At 72.1% G+C, this 16,883-nt stretch carries 15 protein-coding genes; 9 read left to right on the top strand and 6 right to left on the bottom strand.

Going from position 1 to position 16,883, the window contains the following annotated elements; translation table 11 throughout:
* Positions 1 to 7 precede the first annotated feature (7 nt).
* Together KAH28_RS05735 and KAH28_RS05730 are read right to left on the bottom strand one after the other, a co-directional pair.
* Positions 8 to 1,150 (bottom strand): HupE/UreJ family protein, encoded by a 1,143-nt coding sequence (locus tag KAH28_RS05735; protein WP_290575017.1) that lies wholly within the window; start codon positions 1,148 to 1,150, stop codon positions 8 to 10.
* On the bottom strand, positions 1,147 to 2,358 hold the full coding sequence (locus KAH28_RS05730) for a hypothetical protein (protein ID WP_290575016.1): 1,212 nt from the start codon (positions 2,356 to 2,358) through the stop codon (positions 1,147 to 1,149). The genes KAH28_RS05735 and KAH28_RS05730 overlap by 4 nt, the downstream gene beginning before the upstream one ends.
* Before the next feature lie 56 nt (positions 2,359 to 2,414).
* Here KAH28_RS05730 and arfB point away from each other — a divergent pair, with 56 nt between their 5' ends.
* Both arfB and KAH28_RS05720 read left to right on the top strand, forming a co-directional pair.
* Positions 2,415 to 2,843, top strand: coding sequence for an alternative ribosome rescue aminoacyl-tRNA hydrolase ArfB (gene arfB / locus KAH28_RS05725; protein ID WP_290575015.1), 429 nt, complete (start codon positions 2,415 to 2,417; stop codon positions 2,841 to 2,843).
* Complete coding sequence (locus tag KAH28_RS05720) at positions 2,843 to 3,859, top strand: 2-dehydropantoate 2-reductase (RefSeq protein ID WP_290575151.1); 1,017 nt, start codon at positions 2,843 to 2,845, stop codon at positions 3,857 to 3,859. Before arfB ends, KAH28_RS05720 begins: the two co-directional genes overlap by 1 nt.
* Here KAH28_RS05720 and KAH28_RS05715 read toward each other — a convergent pair.
* The gene (locus KAH28_RS05715; protein WP_290575014.1) at positions 3,856 to 4,356 is read right to left on the bottom strand and encodes a DUF2062 domain-containing protein; all 501 of its coding nucleotides are present in this window, start codon (positions 4,354 to 4,356) and stop codon (positions 3,856 to 3,858) included. The two genes, KAH28_RS05720 and KAH28_RS05715, sit on opposite strands and share 4 nt — an antisense overlap.
* Before the next feature lie 92 nt (positions 4,357 to 4,448).
* On the opposite strand from KAH28_RS05715, the gene KAH28_RS05710 reads away from it, so the two are divergent.
* The 3 genes from KAH28_RS05710 to KAH28_RS05700 all read left to right on the top strand — a co-directional run bounded on the left by KAH28_RS05710 (position 4,449) and on the right by KAH28_RS05700 (position 7,791).
* A complete protein-coding gene (locus KAH28_RS05710; protein ID WP_290575013.1) occupies positions 4,449 to 5,300 on the top strand; it encodes a tetratricopeptide repeat protein in 852 nt (283 codons plus the stop codon).
* 94 nt (positions 5,301 to 5,394) lie between these two features.
* Positions 5,395 to 7,224 (top strand): translational GTPase TypA, encoded by a 1,830-nt coding sequence (gene typA, locus KAH28_RS05705; RefSeq protein WP_290575012.1) that lies wholly within the window; start codon positions 5,395 to 5,397, stop codon positions 7,222 to 7,224.
* 66 nt (positions 7,225 to 7,290) lie between these two features.
* Entirely contained in the window at positions 7,291 to 7,791 is a 501-nt protein-coding gene (locus tag KAH28_RS05700; RefSeq protein ID WP_290575011.1) for a hypothetical protein, read from the top strand.
* Between the two features lie 4 nt (positions 7,792 to 7,795).
* Here the strand turns inward: KAH28_RS05700 and KAH28_RS05695 are convergent, their stop codons facing one another.
* On the bottom strand, positions 7,796 to 8,590 hold the full coding sequence (locus tag KAH28_RS05695; protein WP_290575010.1) for a hypothetical protein: 795 nt from the start codon (positions 8,588 to 8,590) through the stop codon (positions 7,796 to 7,798).
* Between the two features lie 71 nt (positions 8,591 to 8,661).
* Positions 8,662 to 9,627, bottom strand: coding sequence for an SPOR domain-containing protein (locus tag KAH28_RS05690; protein WP_290575009.1), 966 nt, complete (start codon positions 9,625 to 9,627; stop codon positions 8,662 to 8,664).
* Between the two features lie 74 nt (positions 9,628 to 9,701).
* Between KAH28_RS05690 and KAH28_RS05685 the strand changes: the two genes are divergently transcribed.
* The 4 genes from KAH28_RS05685 to KAH28_RS05670 all read left to right on the top strand — a co-directional run bounded on the left by KAH28_RS05685 (position 9,702) and on the right by KAH28_RS05670 (position 14,670).
* On the top strand, positions 9,702 to 10,430 hold the full coding sequence (locus tag KAH28_RS05685; RefSeq protein ID WP_290575008.1) for a C39 family peptidase: 729 nt from the start codon (positions 9,702 to 9,704) through the stop codon (positions 10,428 to 10,430).
* The gene (locus KAH28_RS05680) at positions 10,427 to 11,893 is read left to right on the top strand and encodes a RimK family protein (protein ID WP_290575007.1); all 1,467 of its coding nucleotides are present in this window, start codon (positions 10,427 to 10,429) and stop codon (positions 11,891 to 11,893) included. The genes KAH28_RS05685 and KAH28_RS05680 overlap by 4 nt, the downstream gene beginning before the upstream one ends.
* Complete coding sequence (locus tag KAH28_RS05675) at positions 11,890 to 12,348, top strand: N-acetyltransferase (protein ID WP_290575006.1); 459 nt, start codon at positions 11,890 to 11,892, stop codon at positions 12,346 to 12,348. The genes KAH28_RS05680 and KAH28_RS05675 overlap by 4 nt, the downstream gene beginning before the upstream one ends.
* Before the next feature lie 108 nt (positions 12,349 to 12,456).
* Positions 12,457 to 14,670 (top strand): vWA domain-containing protein, encoded by a 2,214-nt coding sequence (locus KAH28_RS05670; protein WP_290575005.1) that lies wholly within the window; start codon positions 12,457 to 12,459, stop codon positions 14,668 to 14,670.
* A gap of 12 nt (positions 14,671 to 14,682) precedes the next feature.
* Here the strand turns inward: KAH28_RS05670 and KAH28_RS05665 are convergent, their stop codons facing one another.
* Positions 14,683 to 16,848 (bottom strand): prolyl oligopeptidase family serine peptidase, encoded by a 2,166-nt coding sequence (locus KAH28_RS05665; RefSeq protein WP_290575004.1) that lies wholly within the window; start codon positions 16,846 to 16,848, stop codon positions 14,683 to 14,685.
* Between the last annotated feature and the right edge of the window lie 35 nt (positions 16,849 to 16,883).

Here is a 16,883-nt window from a genome sequence, read left to right as displayed (position 1 = left end):
ACGCGCTTCACCACAAGCCCTCCAGGCGGACGTTGAACAGTCGCTGCAGCAACCACCACAGGCCGACCAGCACGGCCAGCACCGAGCCCGGCACCACCACGCCGTGGCGATACCATTGCGTGTAGCGCGCCAGCCACGCCAGCGGCATGAACAGCGCCGCGATCAGGATCTGGCCGCCCTCCACGCCGACGTTGAACCCAAGCAAGGCCAGTGCCAGTGTTCCGGTCGGCAGGCCGAGCCCGGCCAGCACGCCGGCATAGCCGGCGCCGTGCACGAGCCCGAAGCCGAAGGCCAGCATCCACAGCCGCCGCTGCACCATCGGCACCAGATTGTTGGCGGCGGCGAACACGATGGTGGCCGCGACGCCGGCCTCGACCCAGCGCGACGGCAGCTGCAGCCAGTCCAGCGCGGCCGCCGACAGCGACAGCGCGTGCGCCAGTGTGAAGGCGGTGACCACCCGCAGCACGTCGACGAAGGCGGTGCGCCCGTCCGGTGCCGCGCGCCAGCCGTCGCCGTGACGCTGCAGCACTGCGGGCAGCAGGAGACAGAGCAGGAACAGCAGATGATCCAGCCCGGCCCAGATGTGCCAGGCACCCTGACGCAGATAGCGCAGGAACATCGCGCCCGGCGCCACCCGGTCGCGCTCGTAGCTGACGGACGGCTCCGAGGGGCTGAACACGGCGCTGCGGGCGCCGCCGAAGTCCAGGCGCAGCAGCCCGCGATGCGCGGCGTCGAGATCGAACAGCAGGTCGTAGTCGAGCGTCAGCGTCTCCGGTGCTTCGTCGCACTCGGCGCGCAGTGCCAGCGCTGCGTAGGGGCCGTCGCTGTGCTCGACGATGCGCAGCGCGCCGCTCTCCAGCGGGCAGTCGCCGGCACCGCTGGTGACGCGCAGCGCGCCGAGCGCGGTGGCGGCAATGCGGTCGCGGCTGCTGCGCACCTCGCCCCAGGTGATGGCGCCGTTGCCGTCGGCGTCCAGCGTGAGCAGTTCGTGCAGGTCGCGCAGCGCGATGTCCCAACGGCCGGTGACGGTGGCGTCATCGGCGTCGAGGCGCAGGAAGCTGTCGCTGGGCGCGTGCGCGGCCGCGGTCCACGACGCTGCTAGCAGCGCCACGCACAGGAGCAGGCCCGATACCGTGCGTGCGGCCATCATGACGGGTCCTTCAGCGCGGCGGCGAGCGCACGCAGGCGCACGTCCTGCACGTCGAAGCGCTGCATCCAGTCGAGCACCGGCGCCGCGGCGGCCGCGTCCCCGGCCGCGCCGGCGCTGGCGAGCAGCAGGCGCGCGTCGAGCGGCTCCTTCAGCTCGCGCCAGTTCTGCGCCGCCAGCCAGACCGCGCGGCCGGGTGCCTCGTCGAGGAACAGTGCTGCGTAGGCGCGCTCGCGGTAGTGATCCTCACCGCCGCGGGCGCGCACGGCATCGAAGCGCGCCTCCAGCGCGCGGCGCTCGCGGGCCCATGCATCGCGGTCGTCGCGCTCGCCCGCCGCCATCAGCTGCTTGCGCGCGCGGAGCAGGCGCAGGCGGGCGTCCTCGGCCTGCGCGAAGGGGGCCAGCACGCGCATCGCCTCCTGTGGCCGCCCGGCGTCGAGCAGGAAGTCGGCGAAGGCCACGCGCAGCGGCTGGTCGGTTTCGGCGCCGGGCGCCGCCAGAGCGCGGCGGTAGCGCGCTCCGGCGTCCTCGTGACCGAGCCGGGCGGCGATCTCGGCGGCGACGCTCAGTGCCCACAGGCGCAGCCCCGGGTCGCCGGCGCCATCGGCGAGCCGTCGATCGAGGGCGGCGAGCGCGGCCTCGGCGTCGCCGCGGAGGCTGCGTGCCGCGCCGGTGCAGGTCGCCAGCAGCAGGGCGTTGTCGTCGGCGGCCGCTTCGCAGTCGGCGATGGCGGCGTCGTAGCGCGCCTTGACGGTGTGGATGACGGCGCGCGTCACGCGTGCCTGCAGGTGGTCCGGATCGGTGGCGATGACCGCGTCGAGCTCGGCGAGCGCGCTGTCGAAGCGATGCCGGTTCTGCGCGATGGTGGCGCGCAGCATGCGGATCTCCGCGGGAACCGTGTCGCGCCCGTTCCACGCGCCCAGCGCGCTCTCGGCATAGCCCAGCCAGCGCGGGTCGGCGGTGGCGCGCGCGTGCTCGATCGCGGCGCGCGCGAACTGGGATACCAGCCGCACGTTGTCGGGCGCGTGCCGCGTGGCCTCGCGGAGCTGGCGCAGGCGCGCGATGGCGGCGTCGTCCGAGGGCGCCACCTCCAGCAGCACGGCGTCGTCCGACTCCGGTACGTAGGGTGCCGCCGCGCCCGGTGCGGCGAGGCAGGCGGCGAGCAGGGCGCATGCCAGGCGCGTGCCGCCCCCAGGCGCAACCGTCTGCACATGCGCCTCTTCGTCTGGCCGGATAATCTTCATGCGTTCGGTGCCGGGAGCCCGCGATGGGCGTCAACGATAGCGAAGAAGCGATTATCACCGAGGCGCTGTCGCAGGCGCGCTGGCACGCCGTGCGCGCGCAGGGCGCCGGCGGTCAGCACGTCAACAAGACTGCCACCGCGGTGCACGTGCGCCTGGATCTGGGCGCGGCCGGACTGCCGGCGCCATGGCGCAACCGGCTGCTGGCGCTGGCCGATCACCGCGTCGGTGCGGACGGTATGGTGGTGATCAAGGCGCAGGCGCACCGCAGCCAGCTTCTCAACCGGCGGCAGGCCTTCGGCGAGCTGCGCGCGCTGCTCGCCCGCGGCGCGCGTGCGCCGCGCAAGCGCCACGCGACCCGGCCGCCGGCGGCGTCGAAGCGCCGGCGGCTGGACGACAAGCGCCAGCGCGGCCGGCGCAAGGCCCTGCGCGCGCGGCCGGGTGCGGGCGAGTGATGCCGTCACCGACCATCGCGGTGGCCGGCGCCGGCAGCGTCGGCTGCTACATCGGCGGCCGGCTGGCACACGCCGGGGCGGGGGTGACGCTGATCGGCCGCGAGCGCATCGGCGCCGTCATCGCCCGGAACGGGCTTCGGCTCTCCGACCTGCACGGCTTCGATGCCCGCCTGACGCCGGAGGCGGTGCCCTTCGCCACCGCGCCCGATGCTGCGGCGAGCGCCGATCTGGTCCTGGTCACGGTGAAGTCCGCGGCGACCGGCGAGATGGCCGATGCGCTCGCGCCGGTGCTGCGCACCGGCACCATCGTGATCAGCTTCCAGAACGGGTTGCGCAACGCCGAGCTGCTCGCCGAGCGGCTGCCGCACTGCACGGTGCTCGCCGGCATGGTGCCGTTCAATGTCGTCGACGGCGGTGACGGTCACTTCCACCACGGCTCGGATGGCGAGCTCGAGGTGGCGGAGAGCGCCGCGCTAGCACCCTTCGTCGAGGTCTTCGCGGCCGCCGGCCTGCCCCTGCAGCAGCATGCCGACATGCCGGCCGTGCTGTGGGGCAAGCTGCTGCTCAATCTCAACAACGCCGTCAACGCGCTGTCCGGGCAGCCGCTGAAGGCCGAGCTGTCGCAGCGCGCCTACCGGCGCTGCGTGGCGACCGCGCAGCGCGAGACGCTCGCGCTGCTCGACGCCGCCGCCATCGCGCCCGCGAAGCTCACGGCGCTGCCCGCGCGCTGGCTGCCGGCCGCGCTGAGCGTGCCGGACGCGGTGTTCCGCGTGCTCGGCAACCGCATGCTGGCCATCGACCCGCTGGCGCGCTCGTCGATGTGGGAGGACCTGGAGCGCGGCCGCCGCACCGAGATCGACTGGATCAACGGCGAGGTCGTGCGCCTGGCCGAGCGCCTCGGGCGCACGGCGCCGGTCAATGCGCGCCTGATCGCGCTGATCCGCGAGGCGGAGGCGGGCGGGCGGCGCGACTGGGACGGGCCGGCCCTGCTCGCCGAGCTGCGCGCCGCGCGCTAGCCGGTGCGCGGGCGCGCGCGCCGGGCCCGGATCAGCGCCGAGATGCGCAGCGAGGTGGCGTAGCCGGCCAGCGCGACCGGCAGCGCGATCAGCAGGCTGCCCGCGCCGGCGAAGAGGATCTCCTGACCGATGCCGCGCAGATACCAGGCATCGCTGTTGAAGAAGGGCAGGCTGGCGAACATGGCTTCGCCCAGGCCGTGGAATCCCCAGTAGAGCGGTGCCATCGTCAGCGGGTTGCTCACCCACGACACCGCGAAGGCGGACGGGAAGTTGCCGCGCAGCAGGACGCAGCCCAGGATCATCAGCAGGGTCTGTCCGCCGACGGTCGGCGTCAGTCCGACGAAGAGGCCGATGAAGATGCCGCGCGCAACCGCCTCCGGGCCCTTGCGCAGGCAGCCGGTGGCTTCCAGCGCGAGCCGCGTGCGCGGGTGCCCCTGCAGCCAGGCGTGCCCGGCCGCGCGCAGGTAGCGGAAGTGCTGGCGCAGGCGCAGCATCATGGCGCGCAGTCTACGACTGCGGACCTGAACGCGGGTTGCGCCCTGCACAGCGACGCGCCAAGGTGCGGACTCCCCAACGCAAGGATCTCCTCATGCGCGCAACCGGATTCGTGCTGGCGGCCTCGGTCGTGATCGTCGCCTGCGGCGGCAGCAGCGACGAGGACGCGACCCCGCCCGTTCCCGCGCGGGATGCCGCGCCCGAGGCGCTGGTCTCGGCCAACGCCGAGTGCCGCCGGCTCACGTCGCAGGCCCAGTTCGACGAAGCCAACCCGGTCTGCCTGTCGGCGCTGCAGGATGCCGCCGACTACGACGAGGGCAGCCCGGTGTTCGCGCGTGCGGTCGCCAATACCGCATGGCTCTTCCACATGCGCGGGGAGTACGACGACGCCACCCAGTTCTACGAGCGCGCGCTCAAGCTGCAGGAGCCGCGCGCGGATGCCGAGCCGCGGGCGCTGGCGCGCACGCTGGCCGACTACGGCCTGATGGAGGCGCAGCGCGGCAACGGCGAGCTGGCGCTGACGCGCATGGAGCGCGCCGCGGGCCTGCTGAAGCAGGCGGGCGAGGGCTCCGGCGAGGACATGGCGGCGCTCTACGGCGACATCGCCGAGGCGCACGAGGCCAAGGGCGACCTCGACACGGCGGTCGACTGGTACCGGCGCTCGATGGAGGCCTATCGCGCCGCCCTCGGCGGGGAGCACGCCAATGTCGGCATCGCCCTCAACAACCTCGGCACCGCCATGCAGGCGCAGCAGGATTTCGACGGCGCCGAGAAGGTGCTCGCGCAGGCCGAGAGCGTGCTGCTCGAGGCGCTCGGCCCCGAGCACCCGGTCACGCGCATGGCGCAGTCCAACCTGCAGGACAACGACCGGCTGCGCGAGGATGCCGTCGCGCGCGCCGCGATGCGCGCGGAAGACGCCGAAGCGGGCGGGGACGGCGCCGAATAGCCGCCGCGTGGCGGGGCGCGGCGCGGAACCGCTCGCGCGGCGCGGCGCTTGGGCGTAACATGCGCCGCCTTTTGTGCATCGCACCACCCGCACCATGACCGCCTCGCTCCGCAACATCGCCATCATCGCCCACGTCGACCACGGCAAGACCACCCTCGTCGACAAGCTGCTGCGTCAGTCCGACACGCTGGAGGCGCGCACCGAGTACGGCGAGCGCATCATGGACTCGAACGCGCTGGAGCGCGAGCGCGGCATCACCATCCTCTCCAAGAACACGGCGATCAACTGGCGCGATCCACGCGACGGCACCGAATTCCGCATCAACATCGTCGATACGCCCGGTCACGCCGACTTCGGCGGCGAGGTCGAGCGCGTGCTCTCGATGGTCGATTCGGTGCTGCTGCTGGTGGATGCGGTCGACGGTCCCATGCCGCAGACCCGCTTCGTCACCGCCAAGGCCTTCGCGCTGGGCCTGAAGCCGATCGTGGTGATCAACAAGATCGACCGGCCGGGCGCGCGCCCGCAGTGGGTCATCAACCAGGTCTTCGACCTCTTCGACTCGCTCGGTGCCAGCGACGAGCAGCTCGACTTTCCGGTCATCTACGCCTCCGCGCTGCAGGGCTACGCCGGGCTGGACGAGGATGTGCGCGACGGCGACATGGCGCCGCTGTTCCAGACCATCGTCGACCGCGTCGCCGCCCCCGAGGTCGACCCCGACGGCCCGTTCCAGATGCAGGTCATCTCGCTCGACTGGTCGTCCTATGTCGGTGTCATCGGCACCGGGCGCATCAAGCGCGGGCGCGTTGCCACCAACACCCCGATCACCGTCATTGCCCGCGACGGCGGTCGGCGCACGGCGCGCGTGCTGCAGGTGCTGGGCTTCCTCGGACTGGAGCGGCGCGAGGTGGACAGCGCCCAGGCCGGTGACATCGTCGCGGTGACCGGCGTCGAGGAGCTGGGCATCTCGGAGACCCTGTGCGATCCGGCCGCCCCCGAGGCGCTGCCGCTGCTGCAGGTGGACGAGCCCACCATGAGCATGACCTTCGAGGTCAACAAGTCGCCCTTCGCGGGGACCGAGGGCAAGTTCGTCACCAGCCGCCAGATCGGCGACCGCCTGACCCGCGAGCTCAAGACCAACGTCGCGCTGCGCGTCGAGCCGATGACCTCCGGCGACCAGTTCCAGGTATCCGGCCGCGGCCTCCTGCACCTGTCGGTGCTGCTCGAGAACATGCGCCGCGAGGGCTACGAGCTGTCGGTATCACGGCCGCAGGTCATCACCCGCGAGATCGACGGCGAAGTCCACGAGCCGTGGGAAACGCTGACGGCCGATGTCGACGACCAGTACCAGGGTGCGGTCATCCAGAACCTCAACGAGCGCGGCGGGCAGATGACCAACATGCACAGCGACGAGACCGGTCGCGTGCGGCTCGAGTACGACATTCCCTCGCGCGGGCTGATCGGCTTCCAGACCGAGTTCCTGTCGCTGACCTCCGGCACCGGCCTGCTCGCGCACAACTTCGATCGCTTCGCGCCGCGTGCCGCGATCGGCGTGGGCAACCGCCACAACGGCGTGCTCATCGCCAACGAGCAGGGCAAGGCGCTGTCCTACGCCATCTTCAACCTGCAGGACCGCGGCCGCATGATGCTGGACCCCGGCGACATGGTCTACGAGGGACAGGTGGTGGGCATCCACTCGCGCGACAACGATCTGGTGGTCAACGTCCTCAAGGGCAAGAAGCTCACCAATGTGCGCGCGTCGGGCTCGGACGAGAACGTGCTGCTGGTGCCGCCGGTGCGCATGAGCCTGGAGCAGGCGCTCGAGTTCATCAACGACGACGAGCTGGTCGAGATCACGCCCAAGGCGATCCGCATCCGCAAGCGCTGGCTGAAGGAGCACGAGCGCAAGCGCGCCCAGCGCGCCTGATCGGCAGCGCTTGCCGGCGCGGCGGCGCTCTGCGATGGTGCCGGATCAGCCCGTTCCGGACCGACCGTGCGCACGATTCCCGTTCTCTGCCTGGCTCTGCTGACGCCCCTGACGGCCGTCGCGGAGCCGCTGCGTCCGCCCGAGCGCGGCACCATCTTCATTCCCTTCGGACGCAGTGCCGACAAGGCCGAGGCGCCCGCCGAGGCACGCGGCGGCCTCGATCCCACGCACGAGGCGGCGGGACCGGCGGAAGCGGCGCTGGCGGGCATCGAGGATGCGCAGGCGCTGGCCGGGGCGCTGCGCGCCCTGGTGGCGCTGGACACCGAGGTCGTGCGTGCGGCGCCGGACATGGCCGCTGCGGTGGGTGCGCACCTGCCGCGCTATCGCGTGCCGGCGCCGGTGGCGCTGCGCGACGGCCCGGATGGTGACGTCGTCGACCAGCTCGGCGCCGACACCATGCTGATCCTGATGCACGCCCGCGACGGCTGGCAGGAGGTCTACCAGCCGGCGCGTCACCGCATCGGCTGGATCGCGACGCGGCGGGCCACCGCGTCGGACCCGGACTGACGGATCAGTTGCCGAACAGCTTGTCGAAGGCCTTGTCGAGCGCGTTGTCCACGGCCTTGTCGGTCTGCTGATCGACCTCCTGCTCGGTGCGGTCGCTGGCGCGGTCCGCCTGGCGGTCGGCCTTGTCGCCGAAGAAGCCGCTGATGGCCGCGCCCAGCCCGCCGTCACCGTCCATGCGCTGCGGCTCCGAGGGCAGCTCGAAGCGCGCGGCACTCGGGGCGGAGCCGCTGATCTCGGTGACGCGCATCTCGTTGCCCATGCGCAGCACGCCGCGGTTGCCGAGCGCATCGGCGTAGTCGTCGGCGCCCTGCATGTCGATGTCCGTGGCCTTGGCCATGGTGCGCGTCATGTTCATGAAGGCACTCTGCAGATCGCGCACGCGGGCGTCGCTCGACAGCACGACCTCCTTCTGCTGGCGACGGCCGTCGCTGTCGGTGAAATCGAGCATGTAGACCTCGCCGCTGATGCCGGCGACGGTCTCGGAGCGCCCGGTGGACTCGAGGCCGTGGAAGCGGGCGACGGTCTCGCTGGGCTGCGGGGTCGCGGCCGAGGCGAAGGCCTTCATCATGCTGGTGGCGTCGATGACGGTGCCGCCGGTGACGGTGTACATGCGCTCGTCGCGGATGATCGTGTAGCCGTCGGCTTCACCGGGTGCGCCCATGCGCACCATGTCGCCCCGGTATTCCATGGTCATCGAGTTGCCCTCGGAGGCAATCGTGGCGGATCCGCCGGCGAGCGCGGGTGCCGCGGCGAGCGCGCCGGCGAGCATGGCGGAAGAGAGCATCAGGGTGCGGAACATGGCGGCTACCTCGACAGGACGGAAAGGACACGCGGCTTTTATCACAGCGCAGCCGCGCACGCGTCCCGCTTTTATGGGGTAGAGCCGGGTTCCAGCAACCAGGCCCCGGGATGGCGCGCCGCGAGCGCGGCACGCTGCCGCTCGGCTTCGGCGCGCGACCCGAAGGGGCCGACCGCTGCGCGCACCAGCCCGCTGCCCGCGATCGGCAGCACGGCGCCGCGTGCCGAACCGATGACCGGGTCGTCGCGCAGCAGGGCTTCGGCGCGCACGCGTTCGCTGAAGGCGCCGACCACGATGTACCAGCCGTTCTCGGCGTTGGCGGGCTGTGCAGGCCCGGCGGCCGGCCCGGCATCCGGCACCGGAACCGGTTGCGTTTGCCCGGTGGCGGCATCGCTGGCCGGCAACGGGGGCGGCCGGTAGGTCACCGGCAGGGGGCGGCTGCCGCTGTCGGCCCGCGCCAGTCGGGCGTTGAGCTCGTTGCGGCCGGGGCGCTCGTGCAGCAGAGCGCCGTCCGGGCCGCGCGCCAGGCAGGCGCCGGTCTCGCGCAGGTAGAGCGTCTGCTGCTTGTCGGGCACCTGCACGGCCACGGCGCCGCGCAGCGCGCAGACCCGGTCGTGGGTGGCGCCGGTGCTGAACCAGGCTTCGCCATCGCGCATCTGCAGGCGCAGCGCGCCGGCATTGACGCGCAGATCCAGGCCGCTCGGTACCTCGGCGCGCACCGCGCCGTCGAGCAGTTGCAGGCGCGGCACGGTGCCGGGGCCGTCGGCGTGGATGCGCAGCTCTGCCGGTGCGCGTGTGCGCAGGCGGGCGCCGTCGCGCCACAGGGTCAGCGCGCCGCCTTCGTGCAGCCGCAGCATGCTCCCGCTCGCGACCGGCGCACCATCGGCCAGTGCCGTCGTCGAGGTGTCGCCGTGCCGAACGGCCACTTCGCCGGTGACGCGTTCGGCGCGCCACTCGGCAAGCGCTCCCGCCGGGTTCAGCAGTGCCGCCAGCAGCGCAGCAGCTGCCGTTCGTCGGAGCCCGCATCGTTCCGTCATGGCTGGCGATATTCGGCGATGCGCGGTGCCGCTGCAAGCCGCACAATGCGCGTCCCGAAGCCACCATCACTGCGATGCAGACGCGCCTCGACCTGCCCATTCCGGCCCAGCCGACCGACACCACCTGCGGGCCGACCTGCCTGCACGCCGTCTACCGCTTCCACGGCGACGACATCGGGCTGGAACGCGTCATCGAGGAGACCCGTGAACTGCGCGACGGCGGCACGCTCGACGCCTTCCTGGCGCAGCACGCGCTGGGGCGTGGCTACCGCGCACGCATCTACCTGCACAATCTCTCGGTCTTCGATCCGAGCTGGTTCGCGCTGTCGCGCGACGCGCTGATCGCCAGGCTCGAGGCGCAGCTACCGATCAAGCGCGACACGCATCCCAAGCTGGCGGTGGCCACGCAGGGTTACATCGACGTGCTGCGCGCCGGCGGCGAGCTGCGCATGGCCGATCTCACCGGCGCCCTGCTGCGCCGGTATCTGACCCGCGGGGTGCCCATCCTCACCGGCCTGTCGTCGACCTGGCTCTATCGCACCCCGCGCGAGCGCCCCGACAACGAATTCGACGATCTGCACGGCGAGCCCGGTGGGCATTTCGTCGTCCTCTCCGGCTACGATCGCGCCACGCGGGAGGTGTGGGTGGCCGATCCCTGGGCCGGCAATCCCTTCGACGGCGAAGCACGCGTCTATCCGGTGAAGATCGAGCGGCTGATTTCGGCGGTGCTGCTGGGCGTGGTGTCCTTCGACTGCAATCTGCTCGTGATCGAGCCGCCGGCGCGCGGCCGGGCTGCGGCATGAGCGGCATCGTGGTGGTGGACCGGCGCGCCGACTGGCCGGTGGCGCACGCCGACGTGCGCGTGATGACGGCCTGGGAGTACCTCACCGCCGATCCCGGCGGCGAGCCGCCGCGCACACGCATCTACAACCTGTGCCGCTCGTTCGCGTACCAGAGCTCGGGCTACTACGTATCGCTGCTGGCAGCGGCGCGCGGTCAGCGGCCGCTGCCCGATGTCACCACCATCCAGGATCTCAAGCTGCGCGACGGTCCTCGCGTGCTCAGCGAAGAGGTCGAATCGCTGCTGCCGGCGTCGCTCGACCGCCTGGAGTCCGACCGCTACACCCTGCACGCCTATTTCGGGCGTTGTCCGGTGCAGCGCCATGCCCGTCTGGCACGCGCGCTGTTCAACGCCTTTCCGGCGCCGCTGCTGGAGGCGCGTCTGGTTCGGCGCGCGCGCGAGTGGCGCGTCGAGGCCGTGCGGCCGCTGGCGCTGGGCGAACTGCCCTCCGGCCACCACGACTTTCTTGCCGAAGTGGCCGCCGACTACTTCCGGCGCCGCGCACCGCGGCGGCGCGGCAAGCGCGCGCAGCCCTTCGATCTGGCCATCCTGGTGAACCCGGACGAGCCGCAGCCGCCTTCCAATGCCCGCGCGCTGCGCCACTTCGAGCGCGCCGGCGAGGAAGCCGGCTTCGCGGTCGAGATCATCGACCGCAGCGACTACGGGCACGTTGCCGAGTTCGACGCGCTGTTCATCCGCGAGACCACCGCGGTCAACCACCACACCTACCGCTTCGCCCGCCGGGCAGCGCGCGAGGGGCTCGTGGTCATCGACCATCCCGAGTCCATCCTGCGCTGCGCCAACAAGGTGTTCCTGGCCGAGCTGATGGCGCGGCACCGCATCCGCACGCCGGAGACCATGCTGGTGCACGCGCGCAACATCGGCGAGGTCGAGGCGCGACTCGGGCTGCCCTGTGTGCTCAAGCAGCCGGACTCGGCCTTCTCGATGGGGGTCATCAAGGTCGGTGATGCGGCCGAGCTGAAGCGGGCGGCACTGGCCATGCTGGAGCGCTCGGATCTGATCGTGGCGCAGGGCTTCGAGCCCACCGACTACGACTGGCGCATCGGCGTCATCGATGGCGAGGCCTTCTACGCCTGCCGCTACTTCATGGCCAAGGCGCACTGGCAGATCGTCAAGCGCGACGGCGCCGGCGGCGTCGACGAGGGCGCGCACGAGACCGTCGCCATCGCGGATGCGCCGCGCGCAGTGGTACGCGCGGCGGTGGCCGCGGCCCGTGCCATCGGCGACGGGCTCTACGGCGTCGACCTCAAGCAGGCGGGCAATCGGGTGAAGGTCATCGAGGTCAACGACAATCCCAATCTCGACGCCGGCGTCGAGGATCAGGTGCTGGGTCCTGCGTTGTATGCGCGCGTGATCGGACACATCCGGCAGCAGCTGGACGCGCGGCGCGCCGGCGCGCGGTGACCACCGCCACGCCACGCGACGCTGCGGCGCGCGATACCGACGCGCTGCTGCTGCTGGAGGCCGCCTTCCCCGGCGACCGGCTGTCGCCGCGGGCCATCCGGCGCCTGCTGTGCAGTCCGTCGGCGCGCGTGCGCGTGATCGCCGACGATGCCGGTGCGGTGCGGGGCGCGCTGGTGCTGCTCTTCAGGCGCGGCGCGCGTGCCGCGCGCATCTACAGCCTGGCGGTGGATCCGGTGGCGCGCGGCCGCGGTCTCGCGCAGACGCTGATCGTCGACGCGGAGCGCGCCGCCGCCGCGCGTGGCTGCGATCGCGTGCGCCTGGAAGTGCGGGTCGACAACCTTCCGGCGCTGGCTCTCTACGCGCGTCAGGGCTATGCGCGCGTGCAGCGGCTCACCGGCTACTACGAGGATGGCGCGGACGGCTATCGGCTCGAGAAGCGCATCGCGTCCCCTTAGTTCGGTACGCGCGCGGCGAGCGCGCGCGGCTAGGCTGCCCGCGACGCTCAACGAACCGTGCGTGCGTGGCAGTCATTCCTGCGCTGCGCATTGCGGCAAGGAATGGCTATGCGACGCATTCTCTCTCCGATGCTCCTGCTGCTGACGGTCGTGCCGGCGACCGTGGCGGCCGGGCAGAATCTGCTGTTCATCCTCGACGCCTCGGGCAGCATGTGGGGCCGGGTGGACGACACTCCCAAGATCGTCGTGGCGCGCGACGTCATGACCGAACTGGTCGGGGATCTGCCCGCCGACGCCCGGGCCGGACTGATCGCCTACGGCCACCGTCGCAAGGGTGACTGCAGCGACATCGAATCGCTGGTGGGGCTCGGGCCGCTCGACCGCGACGCCATGATTGCGCGTATCCAGGGCCTCAACCCCAAGGGCAAGACGCCGATCACCGCCGCGGTGGAACAGGCCATCGCGCAGCTCCGCCAGATCGAGGATGCGGCCAGCGTGGTGCTGGTGTCCGACGGGCTGGAATCCTGCGGCGGCGATCCCTGCGAGGCGGTCAAGGCGGCGCGGGAGAGCGGCGTCGATTTCCGGCTGCACGTGGTCGGCTTCGACCTCGGCGACAGCGACCCGAGTCAGCTGCAGTGCATGGCCGAGGCCGGCGGCGGCCGCTTCGTCACCGCCGCTAGCGCCGAGGAGCTGGCCGGCGCGCTGAAGACGGTCAGCGCGCCCCCGGAGCCGGTCGCGTTGCGCATCGTCGCCACCAATGGCGAGGATGGCGCGGTCATCGAGGAGGGGCTCGCGTGGGATCTGCGCGACACCGGCAGTGGCGAGACGCCCGCCGAGAACCGCGAGACCGCGGCGCTCGATGCCACCGTCCTGCCGGGTGCGTACCGGGTCACGGTGCGCCGTGCGGCGGATGGCGCCACTGCCGAGCGCGATATCCGCGTCACCGGCGAGGCGGAGCAGCGGTTCCGGGTGGCTCTGCCCGCGCTGCTGCCTGACGCCACCCTTTCCGCCCCGGAAAGCGCAGCGGCGGGCGCCCGCGTCGCGGTGAGCTGGACCGGGCCCGCCGATGCGGGCGACACCATCACGGTGGACGCGCCGGACGAGGGTGGCCGCTTCCCGATCAACAGCGAAAAGGCGTCCGAGGGAAGCCCGGTGCAGCTGCTCATGCCGCCGAAGCCCGGCGACTACGAGATCCGCTACGTGCAGAAGCAGGGCTATCGCGTGCTGGCCCGCCAGCCGGTCACGGTCACCGCCGTGCCGGCCAGCGTGGCCGGCCCCGGGACCGCCGCGGCTGGCTCGACCGTCAGCGTGCAGTGGCGCGGTCCCGCGTACAACGGCGACACCATCACCGTGGATGCGCCCGATGAAGGCGGGCGCTTCCCGATCAACAGCGCCGGGGTGTCCGAAGGCAGCCCCGTCGCGCTCGCCATGCCGCCCGAGCCCGGCACCTACGAGCTGCGCTACGTGCAGAAGCAGGGCTACGAGGTGCTCGCACGCCAGACCATCGAGATCGAGAAGGTGCCGGTCAGCGTGCGCGGTCCGGAGACCGCCGCGGCCGGCGCCACCATCGAGGTGGCATGGAGCGGTCCCGAGTACGACGGCGACACCATCACCGTGGATGCCCCCGACGAGGGCGGGCGCTTCCCGATCAACGGTGCAAGGGTGTCGGAGGGCAGCCCGGCGACGCTGCAGATGCCGCCGGAGCCGGGCACCTACGAGCTGCGCTACGTGCAGAAGCAGGGCTACAAGGTGCTGGCGCGGCAGACCATCGCGGTGACCGATGTCACCGCCAGCGTGAGCGGCCCGGCACGCGCGCCGGCCGGTGCCGAGGTCGACGTCGAGTGGCGCGGTCCCGCATACGGCGGCGACACCATCACCGTGGACGCACCCGGCGAGGGCGGACGCTTCCCGATCAACAGCGAAAGGGCCTCCGAGGGCAGTCCCGTGGCGCTGCGCATGCCGCCGGAGCCGGGCGACTACGAGCTGCGCTATGTCATGAAGCAGGACCACCGCATCGTGGCGCGGCAGCCGATCACCGTCGATCCGGTGAGTGCAAGCCTGGACGCGCCCGCGAGCGGCGTGGCCGGCGGATCGCTGACCGTGCAGTGGGAGGGGCCGGCCTACTCCGGTGACTACATCGCCGTCGACGAAGCCGATGCGCGCGGGCGTTTCCCGATGGAGCGCACGCGCGTGTCGGCGGGCAGTCCGCTCGAGATTGCGCTGCCCGACGCGGCCGGCGACTATGAGCTGCGCTACGTGCAGAAGCAGGGCTACCGCATCCTCGCCCGTCAGCCGTTGTCAGTGCGCCCCGGCGCGCCCTGAGTGGGCGCGCCGCTATTCGCTCGCGGCCGGGATCAGGCCGGTGTGCGTGGCCAGGAAGGCGAGGATGTCGGTCCACTCCAGGATGCGCGTGGAGGTGCCCTTGCCGGCACCGTGGCCGGACTGGGTCTGCACGCGCAGCAGGATCGGGGCTTCGCCGCCCTGTGCGCGCTGCAGGCGGGCGGTGTACTTGTAGCTGTGCGCCGGCGCCACGCGGTCGTCGTGGTCGGCGGTGGTCACCAGCGTCGCCGGGTACTCGGTGCCGGGCGCGATGTTGTGGTACGGCGAGTAGCCGCGCAGGGTCTTGAAGTCCTTGGCATCCTCCGGGTCACCGTAGTCGGAGGTCCAGGCCCAGCCGATGGTGAAGCGGTGGAAGCGCAGCATGTCCATGACGCCCACCGCCGGCACCGCGGCCGCGAACAGGTCCGGCCGCCGGTTGATGACCGCGCCCACCATCATGCCGCCGTTCGACGCGCCGTGGAGCGCGAGGTGCTCCGGTGCGGTGTAGCCGTTGTGGGTAAGCCAGCCGGCGACCGCGATCATGTCCTCGAAGGTGTTGGGCTTATTGTCGCGGATGCCGGCGTCGTGCCACTGGCTGCCGTACTCGCCGCCGCCGCGCGCGTTGGCCACCGCCCAGACGCCGCCGGACTGCATCCAGGCCGCGGCCGATACCCGGAAGCCCGGTGTCAGCGGGATGTCGAAGCCGCCGTAGCCGTAGAGCACGGTGGGGTTGCTGCCGTCGCGCTCCAGGTCCGCGCGGTGCGTGACCAGCACCGGAATGCGCGTGCCGTCGCGCGAGGTCGCGAAGCCGCGGCGCGTGACGTAGGCGGCCGGATCGAAGGCGATCTTCGGCGCATGCAACGATGCCGGCTCGCTGTCGGGGTCGGCGAGGTCGATGCGGTACTGCGCGGTGGGGCGCGAGGCGCTGGTGAAGCCGTAGTACAGCGCGCCGCCGTCGGCGCGGCCGCGGATGCCGGTGACCGTGCCCAGCTCGGGCAGCGCGATGTCGCGCAGCGCCGTGCCGTCGAGGTCGAACACGCGCAGCACCGATGCCGCGTCGCGCAGGGCGTGCACCACGATCCGCCCGTTCACGATGCGGGCGTCGCGCAGCACGTCGCCGCTTTCCGGGACCACCGTGCGCCAGTGATCCGGCTGCGGCCGGTCGGCGTCCACCGCGACGATGCGTCCGCGCGGGGCATCGCGGTTGGTGCGCACGAAGATGGTGTCGCCGCGGCTGCCGACGACGCTGTAGTCGGCGTCGAAGCCGGTGGCGATCGCAATGGGCTCGCCGGCGCCAGCGGCGTCGGTATCCGCATCGTCCAGTCGCTGCACGTGCAGCTGGTTGTAGCGCGTGCCTTCCCAGTCGTAGAGATAGAGCCAGCGGCCGTCCTCCGAGGTCCCGGCGCCGAAGCCGCGCCGCGGATGGTCCTCGGCCGCGCGCACGACCGGGTCGTCGGCCGGGGGTGTGCCCAGCCGATGGAAGCGCAGCGTCTGACCGGCGAGCGGGTCGAAATCGTCGTGCGCCTCGGCCGGGGCATCGGGATAGCGCGAATAGAAGATGCCGCTGCTGTCGGCGGTCCACGCGATGCCGGAGAACTTGACGCGCGCGATGGTCTCGTCGAGGTCCGTGCCGGTATCGGTGCGGCGGAAGCGGATACGGTTCCAGTCCGAGCCCGAACGCGACAGCGCGTAGGCCAGGATCCGCCCGTCCGGCGACAGCGCGAAGTCGCTGACCGAGATCGGCTCGTCGGCCTTCATGGCGTTGGGGTCGAGCAGTACCTTGGGGGCGGCATCCGGCGCGGCGCGGAACAGGATCACCGGTTGCTCCTGCAGGCCGCTGTTGCGCTCGAAGGCCATCGCGCCGCTGGCGCTGAGCGCGGGAAGGCCCTGGCGCTCGTAGTCCCAGAGCGCGGTCAGGCGCTCGCGGAGGGCGTCGCGGCCGGGCAGCGCGTCGAGGTGCGCGCGTGCGTGCGCGTTCTGGCGCGCGACCCAGTCTCTGATCTCCGACGTGTCGGTGTCCTCGAGCCAGCGGTAGGGGTCGGCGATCTCGACGCCGTGCAGCGTGTCGACGTGGTCGACACGGCGGGTGTCGGGCGGCTGCGCATGCGCGGCGGCGGCGAGCGCAGCGACGAGGGCCGCGGCGGGAAGGCCGCGTGCGGGGCGGAAGAATGTCGGCGTCATCGCCGAAGTCTGGCCGCGGAACCGGGCCCGGTCCA

This window comes from Algiphilus sp. (assembly GCF_023145115.1).
Lineage (GTDB): Bacteria > Pseudomonadota > Gammaproteobacteria > Nevskiales > Nevskiaceae > Algiphilus.
This window is presented reverse-complemented; position numbering and strand designations above follow the sequence as displayed.